Origin of the sequence: Serratia sp. szju (assembly GCF_044594185.1) — a bacterium.
GTDB classification, from domain to species: domain Bacteria; phylum Pseudomonadota; class Gammaproteobacteria; order Enterobacterales; family Enterobacteriaceae; genus Serratia; species Serratia bockelmannii.
Genome location: NZ_CP172576.1, coordinates 3,739,289 through 3,752,414, shown reverse-complemented (window position 1 = coordinate 3,752,414; position 13,126 = coordinate 3,739,289). Strand labels below are relative to the sequence as shown.

The 13,126-nt window shown below is 61.2% G+C and carries 14 protein-coding genes; 5 read left to right on the top strand and 9 right to left on the bottom strand.

What is annotated here, in order from left to right; genetic code table 11:
• Positions 1–265: 265 nt before the first annotated feature.
• From RE418_RS17765 to pspA, 6 genes are all read right to left on the bottom strand, one after another.
• Positions 266–1,327: a YcjF family protein gene (locus tag RE418_RS17765; protein ID WP_004930545.1), complete on the bottom strand. Its 1,062-nt coding sequence runs from the start codon at positions 1,325–1,327 to the stop codon at positions 266–268.
• Positions 1,324–2,721, bottom strand: coding sequence for a YcjX family protein (locus RE418_RS17760; RefSeq protein ID WP_025302998.1), 1,398 nt, complete (start codon positions 2,719–2,721; stop codon positions 1,324–1,326). The genes RE418_RS17765 and RE418_RS17760 overlap by 4 nt, the downstream gene beginning before the upstream one ends.
• A complete protein-coding gene (gene pspD / locus RE418_RS17755; protein WP_072008280.1) occupies positions 2,702–2,968 on the bottom strand; it encodes a phage shock protein PspD in 267 nt (88 codons plus the stop codon). The genes RE418_RS17760 and pspD overlap by 20 nt, the downstream gene beginning before the upstream one ends.
• 96 nt (positions 2,969–3,064) lie before the next feature.
• Positions 3,065–3,424: an envelope stress response membrane protein PspC gene (pspC, locus tag RE418_RS17750; RefSeq protein WP_004930552.1), complete on the bottom strand. Its 360-nt coding sequence runs from the start codon at positions 3,422–3,424 to the stop codon at positions 3,065–3,067.
• A 5-nt stretch (positions 3,425–3,429) separates the two neighbouring features.
• On the bottom strand, positions 3,430–3,651 hold the full coding sequence (gene pspB, locus RE418_RS17745; RefSeq protein ID WP_213928069.1) for an envelope stress response membrane protein PspB: 222 nt from the start codon (positions 3,649–3,651) through the stop codon (positions 3,430–3,432).
• 63 nt (positions 3,652–3,714) lie between these two features.
• Positions 3,715–4,380 (bottom strand): phage shock protein PspA, encoded by a 666-nt coding sequence (gene pspA, locus RE418_RS17740; protein WP_025303000.1) that lies wholly within the window; start codon positions 4,378–4,380, stop codon positions 3,715–3,717.
• Between the two features lie 184 nt (positions 4,381–4,564).
• On the opposite strand from pspA, the gene pspF reads away from it, so the two are divergent.
• Positions 4,565–5,572 (top strand): phage shock protein operon transcriptional activator, encoded by a 1,008-nt coding sequence (pspF, locus tag RE418_RS17735; RefSeq protein WP_025303001.1) that lies wholly within the window; start codon positions 4,565–4,567, stop codon positions 5,570–5,572.
• A gap of 193 nt (positions 5,573–5,765) precedes the next feature.
• Here pspF and zigA read toward each other — a convergent pair whose 3' ends face one another.
• From zigA to folE2, 3 genes are read right to left on the bottom strand one after another with little or no spacing between them, the layout of a single operon-like run.
• Positions 5,766–6,953 (bottom strand): zinc metallochaperone GTPase ZigA, encoded by a 1,188-nt coding sequence (gene zigA, locus RE418_RS17730; protein ID WP_025303002.1) that lies wholly within the window; start codon positions 6,951–6,953, stop codon positions 5,766–5,768.
• Positions 6,954–6,963: 10 nt separating this feature from the next.
• A complete protein-coding gene (locus RE418_RS17725) occupies positions 6,964–7,524 on the bottom strand; it encodes a carbonate dehydratase (protein WP_148123490.1) in 561 nt (186 codons plus the stop codon).
• Entirely contained in the window at positions 7,514–8,440 is a 927-nt protein-coding gene (gene folE2 / locus RE418_RS17720; protein ID WP_025303004.1) for a GTP cyclohydrolase FolE2, read from the bottom strand. The genes RE418_RS17725 and folE2 overlap by 11 nt, the downstream gene beginning before the upstream one ends.
• 204 nt (positions 8,441–8,644) lie before the next feature.
• Here folE2 and sapA point away from each other — a divergent pair, with 204 nt between their 5' ends.
• Genes sapA through sapD form a run of 4 tightly spaced genes read left to right on the top strand, consistent with a single transcriptional unit; the run spans position 8,645 to position 13,125 of the window.
• Entirely contained in the window at positions 8,645–10,294 is a 1,650-nt protein-coding gene (sapA, locus tag RE418_RS17715; RefSeq protein WP_025303005.1) for an ABC transporter substrate-binding protein SapA, read from the top strand.
• Positions 10,291–11,256, top strand: coding sequence for a putrescine export ABC transporter permease SapB (gene sapB, locus RE418_RS17710; protein WP_004930575.1), 966 nt, complete (start codon positions 10,291–10,293; stop codon positions 11,254–11,256). The genes sapA and sapB overlap by 4 nt, the downstream gene beginning before the upstream one ends.
• Entirely contained in the window at positions 11,243–12,133 is an 891-nt protein-coding gene (gene sapC / locus RE418_RS17705) for a putrescine export ABC transporter permease SapC (protein ID WP_004930580.1), read from the top strand. The genes sapB and sapC overlap by 14 nt, the downstream gene beginning before the upstream one ends.
• The gene (gene sapD, locus RE418_RS17700; protein ID WP_019452674.1) at positions 12,133–13,125 is read left to right on the top strand and encodes a putrescine export ABC transporter ATP-binding protein SapD; all 993 of its coding nucleotides are present in this window, start codon (positions 12,133–12,135) and stop codon (positions 13,123–13,125) included. The genes sapC and sapD overlap by 1 nt, the downstream gene beginning before the upstream one ends.
• Position 13,126: the final 1 nt, after the last annotated feature.

Below are 13,126 nucleotides of genomic sequence, written 5' to 3'. Positions count from 1 at the left end.
TACTCCCTCGCACCGGGCGGTAGAAGCGATCTGTCAGCAAAAGTTGACAGAACTCTGATTTATTGCCGTGGTTGCTGATTTTAAACGCAAGCGGATAACAGCATCGGCGTCATTTTAGCCTACAAACAGAGAGTTATCACAATCAGAATTAATTTTGCAGAGATTTATCACGCAATCACAGGGGGATCGACTGTCGTCAAGTCTCGATTACGTCCGGCGTCGGTGCCGTTGAGAAAACGGCGCTCCTGGGAGCGCCGTCGCGGGGTTATTTGGCCTTGCCGTCGCTCTTTTTCAGCGTGTCTTTCAACTGGCCGATCAGCTGGCTGCGGAAATCGCCAAGCTTCGGTTTTTCCCCTTCCAGCCACGGCAGCGGGCGACACAGCTCCATCGCCTTGATGCCCAACCGCGCGGTCAACAACCCCGCGCCGATGCCCTGCGCCGCGCGCGCCGACAGCCGCGCCGCCAGATCCTGCGACATCCAGTCCATGCCCACTTCACGCACCAGTTCAGAGGCGCCGGCGAAGGCGATGTTGAGCAGCACCAGCCGGAACAGACGAATGCGGCTGAAGTAACCCAGTTCGATGCCGTACAGCGCCGCGATGCGGTTAATCAAACGGATGTTGCGCCAGGCGATAAACGCCATATCCACCAGCGCCAACGGGCTGACGGCAATCATCAGCGTCGATTCGGCGGCGGAGCGGCTGATTTCGCGCCGCGCCTGGTTGTCGAGCACTGGCTGTACCAGCTTGGCGTACAGCTCCACCACTTCACGGTCATTTTGGGTTTCATGCAACGAGGCCTGCCAGCGCTGCAACGCCGGATGCCCCTGATCCAGCCCGGCCTGACGCGCCAGCTTCTCGCAGAATTCGCGCCCTTGCCCCAGCCCGTGGCTGTGCAACAGCTCGCGCGCCACGTCGCGCTCTTCCGCGCGCTGGCGCAGCCGATACAAACGCCGCCATTCGGTGACCACTGAACCGACGCCGGCGAACACGATCAGGCCGCCGGCCACGCCGCCGCCCATGGCGATCCAGTCCTGTTGCACCCAGGCGGTATGCACCCACTGCACGCCCTGCGCCACCACGCTGACGCCGAACAGCGCCAGCCCGGCAGTGACCATTTTGCGCCACAGGCTGCGTTTAGGTTTCAGCGCGGCGTTGATGATGCCTTCGGCGCGCCCTTCTTCCTCTTCCTGCTGCAGTTCCGGCGCCGCCGGGAAAAAGCTTTCTGCCTGTTCGGCATCGAAAGCGACGCCGGCGCGCAACGCCGGCTCCTGCGGCGGCTGCAGCGGCTCGTCAAAATCGATACGCGGTTTGATCGGCTCGCTCATCGCAATTTGTCTCCCAATAAAAACTCCATCACCGCATCCAGGCGGATGTGCGGCAACGGGCTGTCCACGCTCATGGCGCGCGGACGAAACTCATCGAAGTGGAACCCCTGGTTCTGCCAGAACGCCGGTCCCGGCAGGCGGGCGGGCACTTCGCCGGGGAACACCGTCAGCGGTGCGCCGTCGCTCAGGCGGTTGCCCTTCAATGCCGGAATGCGTTGCCCCTGGTGATCGACGATGCCGCTCTCGGTCGCCTGCACCGAGGCCAGGCCGACGCAATCCATGCTAATGCCCTCGAACGCCGCGTTCTGCCACGCCTCTTGCACCAGCTGCTGCAGCAATGACACCAGATTGGCGTGCTGATCGGCGGTGATATGGTCCGCCTTGGTGGCGGCGAACATCAGTTTGTCGATGGTCGGCGAGAACAAGCGGCGAAACAGCGTGCGCTTGCCGTAATGGAAGCTCTGCATCAGTTGGGTCAGCGCCAGGCGCATGTCGTTGAACGCCTGCGGGCCGCTGTTGAGCGGCTGCAGGCAGTCAACCAGCACGATTTGCCGATCGAAACGAACGAAGTGTTCTTTGTAGAAGTTTTTGACGATCGACTGGCAGTAATAGTTGAAGCGAGCGCGCAACATGCCGATGTTGGTGTGTTTGTCGGCCTGCGCCAGCTTCGATTCGCCGATCGCGGCCACGTCGGGCCACGGGAAAAACTGCAGCGCCGGCGCGCCGGCCATGTCACCCGGCAGCACGAAACGCCCCGGCTGAATGAAGTGCAGCCCTTCGCTTTTGCAGCGCAACAGATAATCGGTGTAGGCCTGGGCGATCGCCGCCAGCCGGTTTTCGTCGGCCGGAGCCAGCGGATCGCAGGCCTTGCACAGTTCAAGCCAGGGCTTGGCCCATTCGGCGCGTTCGCCCTGCAGCAGCCCGGTCATCTGGCGCGACCAGGCCAGGTAATCCTGTTCGAGCATCGGCAGATCCAGCAACCATTCGCCCGGATAATCGACGATCTCCAGGTACAGCGTGGAAGTGTCTTTGAAGTGCCGCAGCAGCGAGTCGTTGGAGCGGTAACGCAGCGCCAGCCGGATTTCGCTGACCCCGCGCGTCGGCGTCGGCCAGGCCGGCGGCGTGCCGTACAGCTGCGCCAGCCCTTCGTCATAGGTGAAACGCTGGATGCCGAGATCGCGTTGCGGGATGCGTTTGACGCCCAGCAGGCGCTCTTCGCGCACCGGTGAAAACAGCGGCATGCGCGCGCCGCTGTGCACATGCAGCAGTTGGTTGACGAAGGCGGTGATAAAGGCGGTTTTGCCGCTGCGGCTCAGGCCGGTCACCGCCAGGCGCAGATGGCGATCCATTCCGCGGTTGACCAGCGAGGTTAACTCATTTTGCAGTCGTTTCATTGCTCTCCTTGACGTAACGCCCGAATGCCTTGTTCAGGCCTTTACGGAACAGCGGTTCCAGCACCAGCGCCAGCACGACGCGCACCGGTTTACGGCCGACGGTTTTCAGCAGCCAGCCGGCGGCGCCCGCCGGGCCATAGTTCAATAACACTATGATGATGACTTTAGCCAATGTCTTCAACATTGCCGCCGCTCCTCGTTTAAATCCACCCGTTCTGGCGGTGTTTGCAACATCGATTTTATTCATGACAATGCCCTCCGGCACAAGAGATTAAGGTTACATTCAACGGGATAACGGCGGCGAAGATGCCCGGCCTGCGCAGGCCGGGTATCGCAAGAAGGGTTACAGCTTGCGGAAACGGCTCTGTACGCCGAAGGTATCGGACGTCACGTAGCGCTCGACCTGACGCAGCTGCTGCTCGCCGCTGCCCAACTCATACTCCAGCTGATCGAGCAGTTGGCGCGGCGTCTTCTGATGCTCGCCTTCGAAACGGCTGGCCGGCGCTTCATCCAACACGAACACCAGCGCGATATAGGCCACCAGCGTGAAGAAGAACAGCCCGAAGAACAGCGACAGCACCACCATCACGCGGATCAGTCGCACCGGTACGTCGAAATAGTGCGCCAAACCGGCGCAGACGCCTTTCACCATGCCTTCTTCGGGAACGCGATAAAGCTTTTTACTGCCCAGCGTCGTGCTCATCAGGACTATCTCCAGTTCGGGTGTTCCGCATCGAGGATCTCTTCCAGCGCCTGAATGCGTTCACGCATGCGTTTGGCATCTTCCGCCAGCTGCGCCAGGCGCTGCATTTCTTGCTGACTCAGCTGTATGCCGGTCTGTTGCCGATTGCTGTAATGCAGCCAAAGCCAAATCGGCGCGACAAACAGCACGAAAATTGTCAGCGGAATGGCAAGTAATAAAGCACTCATTGTTGTTCCTTCTTATCGGATCCTGGATAGGCGGCCACCTCCGGCGTGTGGCCGCGGCTCGCCTTACTCGGAGCGGTTCATTTTGGCTTTCAGCGCCGCCAGCTGCTCACTGATGGCGTCGTCGGCTTTCAGCTCGGCAAACTCCTGGTCCAGCGACTTCTTTTTACCAATGCTGATGCTTTCCGCTTCGGCTTCCATATGGTCGATGCGACGTTCGAACTGTTCGAAACGCGCCATCGCCTCATCCAGCTTGCCGCTGTCGAGCTGGCGGCGCACGTCACGAGAAGAAGATGCGGCCTGATGACGCAGCGCCAACGCCTGCTGCCGCGCACGGGTTTCGGTCAGTTTGTTTTCCAGCTCGCCGATTTCGCTCTTCATGCGCGCCAGCGTTTCTTCTACGGTCGCCACTTCCTGCGTCAGCGTAGCGATCAGATCGGCCACTTTTTGTTTTTCGATCAGCGCCGCACGGGCCAAGTCTTCTTTATCTTTGCGCAGCGCCAGTTCGGCTTTTTCCTGCCAGTCACTGACCTGGTTTTCACCCTGCTCGATGCGACGCAGCAGCTGCTTTTTCTCCGCCAGCGCACGCGCCGACGTAGAGCGAACTTCAACCAGCGTGTCTTCCATCTCTTGGATCATCAACCGCACCAGCTTCTGCGGATCTTCCGCCTTGTCCAGCAGGGTGTTGATGTTGGCGTTCACGATGTCGGCAAAACGAGAAAAAATACCCATAATTCACTTCCTCTTGGTTCTGATGGCGTCTGAAGCGCCGCGTTAAGTCGTACAGCTTGCCCAAAGAGATAATCAAAACCCGTGCCAACTTTTAAATTATTGAAAAACAACAACTCTTTATTTTTGACTCTCTGCGCGCTTGCTGTAGAGTGATTATTTTCACCAAACATTGGCGAATTTCATCATGAACGAACAGCCAGAGAATTTGTTGGGCGAGGCAAACGCCTTTGTCGAAGTCTTGGAGCAAGTCTCCCAGGTCGCCAAGCTGAACAAGCCGGTGCTGGTGATCGGCGAACGCGGCACCGGAAAGGAGTTGATCGCCCACCGTCTGCACTACCTCTCCAACCGTTGGCAAGGGCCGTTCATCTCGCTTAACTGCGCGGCGCTGAATGAAAACCTGCTGGATTCCGAACTGTTCGGCCACGAGGCCGGCGCGTTTACCGGCGCCCAAAAGCGCCATCTGGGCCGCTTCGAACGCGCCGACGGCGGTACGCTGTTCCTCGATGAGCTGGCAACCGCACCGATGCTGGTGCAGGAGAAATTGCTGCGGGTGATCGAATACGGCCAGCTGGAACGCGTGGGCGGCAGCCAGCCGCTGCGGGTGGATGTGCGCCTGGTGTGCGCCACCAACGACGATCTGCCGGCGCTGGCGGCGGCGGGCAAATTCCGCGCCGATCTGCTAGATCGGCTGGCGTTCGACGTGGTGCAACTGCCGCCACTGCGCCAACGGCGGCCCGATATCATGCTGTTGGCCGAGCATTTCGCCATTCAAATGTGCCGCGAGCTGGCGCTGCCGCTGTTTCCCGGCTTTACCGAACGTGCCAGGCAAACGTTGCTCGAGTATGGCTGGCCGGGCAACGTGCGCGAACTGAAAAACGTGGTGGAGCGTTCGGTCTATCGCCACGGCGACAGCGACAGCCCGCTGGATGAGATCGTCATCAACCCGTTTGCGCCACGCGAGGCCACGCCGGTCGCGCCCATTCCTGAAGACGCCGGCGCGTTACCGCCGCTGCCGTTGGATTTGAAACTCTGGCAGCTGGAGCAGGAGAAGGCATTGATCGAGGCGGCGCTGCAGCAGGGGCGGTTCAATCAGCGCAAGGCGGCGCAGCTGCTGGGGCTCACCTATCATCAGCTGCGCGGTATGCTGAAAAAGCATGCGCTGCTGCAAAACGGCGAAGCGGACGAGGAATAACAGGCAAAAAAAAAGCCAGCACCCGAGCTGGCTTAAAAAACACTGGAAGCAATGTGAGCAATGTCGTGCCTTCCACATCAGAGCCGCAAACTGTGGCCTTCCGTGAACTGCCAGGCGATGATAATAGTTATCAGTATCGTCTGTAAAGCACTTTGTTGAGAATTTTTCTCATTTCCACACGAAGATTGCGCAATTACCACTCAGGGAACGGGTCTGCCATGTCCAGCCAATAGTCCACGCCGGCGGCCATTTCATCGTCGCTCAACAAGCAGTCGTCCAGCAGACGCACGATCGTCGCCTGCTGCAAATGCTGGCCGATAAACACCAGCTCCTGGCGCATGTCGCCGAACGGTTCCACCCATTTCTCCTGAATATGCGCCCGCGTTTCGGGATCCTGTGGCCAGTTGTCTTGCGGGATGGCGCGCCAAAAGGTGCCCGCGAGGCCATAATGGGCGATGCCGCCCGCCTGGCTCCACTGCCCGGCCTGCCGCGGCCGCGTCGCCAGCCAGAAGAAGCCCTTCGACCGCAGCAGCTTGCCGCCTCCCCAGTCGCCGTTGATCACGCGGTAGAACTTGTCCGGCGCAAACGGCCGCCGAGCCTGATAGACAAAGCTGCTGATGCCGTAGCTTTCCGTTTCCGGCACGTGTTCGCCGCGCAGCTCTTTCAGCCAGCCGGGTGCCTGCTGAGCCTTTTCAAAGCTGAAGCTGCCGGTATTCAGCACTACCTCCAGCGGCAGTTTGCCCGGCGCGATCGGCACAATGCGGGCGTCCGGGTTCAGGCTGGCCAGCAGCGCCATCACTTCGCCCTGCTGGGTTGGCGTCAACAGATCGGTTTTGCTGACCAGGATCACGTCGCAGAATTCGATCTGCTCAATCAACAGGTCCGCCACGCTGCGCAGATCGTCCTCGCCCAGGCTTTGACCGGCCTCCTGAAGGCTTTGCGCCTGCTGATATTGCTGGATGAAATTCACCCCGTCGACCACCGTCACCAGGGTATCCAGCCGGGCGAACTGCGACAGGCTTTCCCCTTCTTCATCCTCGAAAGTAAAGGTTTCCGCCACCGGCAGCGGTTCGGAGATGCCGCTCGATTCGATCAGCAGATAATCGAAGCGCCCGTCCTGCGCCAGCTCGCGCACCGACACCAGCAGGTCTTCGCGCAGCGTACAGCAGATGCAGCCGTTGCTCATCTCCACCAGCTTTTCCTGCTGGCGATCGAGGTGCACTTCATTCTCCACCAGCGCGGCGTCGATATTCACCTCGCTCATGTCGTTGACAATCACCGCCACGCGCATGCCCTGCCGGTTGTTCAGGATGTGGTTCAGCACCGTGGTCTTGCCGGCGCCGAGAAAGCCGGAAAGCACGGTCACGGGAAGTTGTTTCATGAGAGCCTCACTAAAATTCATTGCGTAATGCCTGGTAACCGCGCACCAGCTCGACGTTGGTGGCGGCCACTTCTTCCGAAAACTGCAGCGCGCCGCGGTCGACCTGGCGATAGCGCGACAAATCACTGTCCGACCCCACGCGCTCGGTCGAGGGGATATAGCGGTTTTCCGGCAGCGTCACGCCATCCACCACCGCGTTATAACGCACCACGCAGCCGGACTGGATGTGGCAGTTGAACAGCACGCTGTTGAAACCGATAAACACCCGATCGTCGATGCGACACGGGCCGTGAACGATGGCGCGGTGGGCGATAGAGCTGTAACGGCCAATGGTGACCGCCGCCCCGCTCTTGGAATGGATCACCACACCGTCCTGAATATTGGAGTGCGAGCCGATGACGATAGGTTCCATGTCGCCGGCGGCGTTCAACTCGTCGGCGCGAATTACCGCATACGGCCCGACGTAGACGAAATCTTCGACGATCACCCGGCCGCAAATAATGGCGGTGGGATCGATGTAGGCCAGCGGCGAGACCTGCGGCAGATGGCCGCTGGGATTTTTACGCAGCATGGTGTTCTCCCCGCCAGCTCAGCTCCGCCACCGCATTGTGGGCATGCAGGCTCTCCTGATGCTCGACGCGCAGCGAAAAAGCGCGGTAGTCGCACTGGCTGCGCAGCATGCCATACAGACGGCGCGCCGCGTCCTCACAAAACATCAGGTTCTGACCGTTGGCCAATGCGAAAGCCTGTTCGTCGCGGCGTTTCACCAGCGTTTGTACCGGCGTGCCCAGCGCGTGTTCGATGCGGTCAATCAGTTTCACCGGTTCGAACGCCCGTTCATTCTCGGGCGTCACGGTGATCCAGGCCCAGCTGCGTTGGCTGTGGGGCGTGGCCGGCATACCTTGCTCCAGCAGCCACTCGCTCACCTGGCGTTGGCTGACCCGCTCCGCCGCCTGTTCAAAATCAAACTGAAACTGTTGCTGCGCCAACTGACGGCTGAGCGCCGCCGAACTCGGGCAGGTAGAGGAATAAGGCACGCCGACGGTCAGCGCCAGCGTCAGCGTGCCTGCCAGGGTGGCCTCGATGCGCAGTGGGTAAGCCTTCCAGCCACGCTGTGGCGACAGCAGCGCCGGACGTGACAGCAACAGCTCGCCGCCGATCGACAAGCTGGCGCGATCGCTGTGTTCTGGCTGCGAATCCAGAAAGGCCTGCAGCGTCCGGCCGATGCGCTGCGGCGTCAGCTCGCCCTGCGTCAATTCGTCCAGCGCCAGATACAGCCGCGACATGTGAATACCGCGTTCGCCCGCCGCTTCGGCGCGCAGGTTGATGCCGGCGTCGACCTTCGCCATCAATGGCTTGCCAGCCAGTTCCAGCGGCAGCGCGATCCCTTGCATCCCGACCCAATCGAGCCCGACATCACTCATTTCGCCGCGCCATGCCTGAGCGTCCGGCAGCGAACGGCGTGGTGGAAGTGCAACTTCGTTCATACATCCCCTTGCGTTATTGTGACTTTGCCGGGGAACGGTAACACGGTTTTGTTATATTATAACATAACATGAAAAACTTTTTTCTTGCCGCTGAACGGCCTGATTAATCAAGTCGCAGAAAACTCAGCGATTTTGTTCAATGGATTGGGCTGCTGGTCAGAGTACGATACACTAACGCTATTGCTGATTAACCCATGAGCCTCTATGCGTGGTTTACCCTTTTGGATACTGTCGTTGTGCCTGACGGGCTCTGCCCTGGCCGCGACAACACCGCCCGTGCCCAGCGCGGCGCCGCTGCCGGACATTCGCCAGAGCGGCTTTGTTTATTGCGTCAGCGGCATACTGAATACCTTCAACCCGCAAATGGCCAGCAGCGGCCTGACGGTGGATACCCTGGCCGCCCAGCTGTACGATCGCCTGCTGGACGTCGACCCGTACACCTACCGGCTGATCCCCGAACTGGCGCAAAGCTGGGAGGTGCTGGACAACGGCGCCACCTACCGCTTCCATCTGCGCAAGGACGTACCGTTCCAGACCACCGCCTGGTTTACGCCCACCCGCAAGATGAACGCCGACGACGTGGTGTTCAGCTTCGCGCGCGTATTTGACCAAAAACACCCGTATCACGACGTCAACGGTGGCGAATACCCCTATTTCGACAGCCTGCAGTTCGGCGATTCGGTGCAGAGCGTGAGAAAGCTCGACGACTACACGGTGGAGATTCGCCTGCAGTCACCGGACGCCTCGTTCCTGTGGCACCTGGCGACCCACTACGCGCCGGTGCTGTCCGCCGAATACGCCGACACGCTGACGCGCCAAGGCCATCAGGAGCTGATCGACCGCGAGCCGGTCGGCAGCGGCCCGTTCCTGCTCAACGAATACCGCTCGGGGCAATATATTCGCCTGGCGCGCAACGCCGCCTACTGGAAAGGCCTGCCGCGCATGCCGCAGGTGGTGATCGATCTGGGCGCCGGCGGCACCGGCCGCCTCTCCAAGCTGCTGACCGGCGAGTGCGACGTACTGGCTTATCCGGCGGCCAGCCAGCTGTCGATCCTGCGCGACGATCCGCGCCTGCGCCTGACGCTGCGCCCTGGGATGAACATCGCCTATCTGGCGTTCAACACCCGCAAACCGCCGCTCGACAACCTCAATGTGCGCCAGGCGATTTCGCTGGCGATCAACAACCAACGATTGATGCAGTCGATCTATTACGGCACGGCGGAAACCGCCGCCTCAATCTTGCCGCGCGCCTCCTGGGCCTATGACAACGACGCGCACGTCACCGAGTACGATCCGGCCAAATCGCGCGAGATGCTGCGGCAGGCCGGCGTCGGCCAGCTGAACCTGAAGCTGTGGGTGCCGACCGCCTCGCAGTCTTACAACCCGAGCCCGCTGAAAACCGCCGAGCTGATCCAGGCCGATCTCGGCCAGGTGGGCATCAACGTCACCATCGTGCCGGTAGAAGGCCGTTTCCAAGAGGCGCGCCTGATGGAAATGAACCACGATCTGACCCTGACCGGCTGGGCCACCGACAGCAACGACCCGGACAGCTTCTTCCGGCCGCTGCTGAGCTGCGCGGCAATCCGTTCGCAAACCAACTATGCTCACTGGTGTGACCCAGGCTTCGACGAGGTGCTGCAGAACGCGCTGTTGTCGCAGCAGCTGTCTCAGCGCATCGACAACTACCGCAAGGCGCAGAAAATCCTCGAGCAGCAACTGCCGGTGCTGCCGCTGGCCTCTTCTTTGCGTCTGCAGGCCTACCGCTACGACATCAAGGGATTGGTGCTGAGCCCGTTCGGCAACGCCTCGTTCGCCGGGGTGTACCGTGAATCCGCGCCGGAGGTGAACAAGTGATTATCTTTACCCTGCGCCGCATTCTGCTGTTGTTGATCACGCTGTTCTTCCTGACGCTGGTCAGCTTCAGCCTGAGCTATTTCACGCCGCGCGCGCCGCTGAACGGCGCCGCCCTGCTGGACGCCTATCAGTTCTACTTCGTCAGCCTGCTCCATTGGGACTTCGGCGTCTCCAGCATCAACGGCCAGGCGATCAGCGAACAGCTGCGCGAAGTATTCCCGGCCACCATGGAACTGTGCCTGCTGGCGTTCGCCCTGGCGCTGTTTATCGGCATTCCGCTGGGCATCATCGCCGGCGTGCTGCGCGGCAAGTGGCAGGACACCGCCATCAGCACCTTCGCGCTGCTGGGCTTTTCAATGCCGGTGTTCTGGCTGGCGCTGCTGCTGATGCTGTTCTTCTCGCTGCATCTCGGCTGGCTGCCGGTTTCCGGCCGTTTCGATCTGCTGTATCAGGTGAAGCCTATCACCGGTTTCGCGCTGATCGACGCCTGGCTGTCGGACTCGCCGTACCGCGCCGAGATGATCGGCAGCGCCCTGCGCCACATGATCCTGCCGATCGCCGCGCTGGCGGTGGCGCCCACCACCGAAGTGGTGCGGCTGATGCGCATCAGCACCGACGACGTGCTGAGCCAAAACTACATCAAGGCCGCCGCCACCCGCGGCCTGTCGCGCTTCACCATCATTCGTCGCCACGTGTTGCACAACGCGCTGCCGCCGATCGTGCCCAAACTGGGGCTGCAGTTCTCCACCATGCTCACGCTGGCAATGATCACCGAAGTGGTGTTCAGTTGGCCGGGCCTCGGCCGGTGGCTGATCAACGCCATTCGCCAGCAGGACTATGCGGCAATTTCCGCCGGCGTCATGGTGGTCGGCACGCTGGTGATCACCATTAACGTTCTGGCCGACATTCTGGGTGCGGCAACCAACCCGCTGAAACATAAGGAATGGTATGCCCTTCGATAACGTATACCGCGAGAAAAAGATGCCGAGCCCGCTGCGCTACACCTGGCGGATTTTCTATGGCGACGCGCTGGCGATGATCGGTTTTTACGGGGTGATTGCCCTGCTGCTACTGTCGCTGTTCGGCAGCCTGCTGGCGCCCTACGCGCTGGATCAGCAGTTCCTTGGTTATCAGCTGCTGCCGCCGTCGTGGTCGCGCTATGGCAACGTGTCGTTTTTCCTCGGCACCGACGATCTCGGGCGCGACATCCTTAGTCGCCTGTTGACCGGCACCGCCGCCACCTTCGGCTCCGCGCTGGCGGTGACGCTGGCCGCGGCGTTCTGCGGGGTGATCCTCGGCGTGTTCGCCGGCGTCACCCACGGGCTGCGCTCTGCGGTGCTCAACCACATCCTCGATACCCTGCTGTCGATTCCCTCGCTGCTGCTGGCGATCGTGGTGGTGGCGTTTATCGGCCCCAAACTTGAACACGCCATGCTGGCGGTGTGGCTCGCCTTGTTGCCGCGCATGGTGCGCACTATCTACAGCGCGGTGCACGACGAACTGGAGAAAGAGTACGTGGTGGCGGCCCGGCTTGACGGCGCTTCCACGCTGCAGATCTTGTGGTACGCGGTCATGCCGAACATCGCGGCGGTGTTGGTGACCGAATTCACCCGCGCGCTGTCGATGGCCATTTTGGATATCGCCGCACTCGGCTTCCTCGATCTCGGCGCGCAGCTGCCTTCGCCGGAATGGGGAGCGATGCTCGGCGATTCGCTCGAGCTGGTGTACGTTGCGCCCTGGACGGTGATGCTGCCCGGCGCGGCCATCCTCGTCAGCGTGCTGCTGGTTAACCTGTTAGGCGACGGTATGCGCCGCGCAATCAATGCCGGGGTGGAATAATGCCGTTACTCGATATCCGCAATCTGACGATTGAATTTATGACCGCCGAAGGGCCGGTCAAGGCGGTCGATCGCGTCAGCATGACGCTGACCGAGGGCGAGGTGCGCGGCCTGGTGGGTGAATCGGGCTCCGGCAAGAGCCTGATCGCCAAGGCCATCTGCGGCGTGACCAAAGACAACTGGCGCGTCACCGCCGATCGCTTTCGCTTCGACGACATCGACCTGCTGCAGCTAAGCCCGCGCGAGCGGCGCAGGCTGGTGGGCCACAACGTCTCGATGATCTTCCAGGAGCCGCAGTCCTGTCTCGATCCTTCCGAAAGCATCGGCCGCCAGCTGGCGCAGGCCATACCGGGCTGGACCTACAAGGGCCGCTGGTGGCAACGCTTCAACTGGCGCAAACGCCGCGCCATCGAACTGCTGCACCGCGTCGGCATCAAGGATCACGACGACATCATGGGCAGCTTCCCGTACGAGCTGACCGAGGGCGAGTGCCAGAAAGTGATGATCGCCATCGCGCTGGCCAACCAGCCGCGCCTGCTGATCGCCGATGAGCCGACCAATGCCATGGAGCCGACCACTCAGGCGCAGATTTTCCGCCTGTTGGCGCGCCTCAACCAGAACAACAACACCACCATTCTGCTGATCAGCCACGACCTGCAGATGATGAGCAAGTGGGCCGACCGGGTGAACGTCTTGTACTGCGGGCAAACGGTGGAGAGCGCCCAGTGCGAAGAGCTGCTGGCGGCGCCGCACCACCCTTATACCCAGGCGCTGATCCGCGCCATGCCGGACTTCGGCCGCTCGCTGCCGCACAAAAGCCGGTTGAACACGCTACCGGGCGCCATTCCTTCGCTGGAACACCTGCCGATCGGCTGCCGCCTGGGGCCGCGCTGCCCTTACGCGCAGAAGAAGTGCATCGAAACGCCGCGCCTGCGCCCGGTCAAAAACCACTTCTTCGCCTGCCACTTCCCGCTGAACATGGAGGAGCAATAAC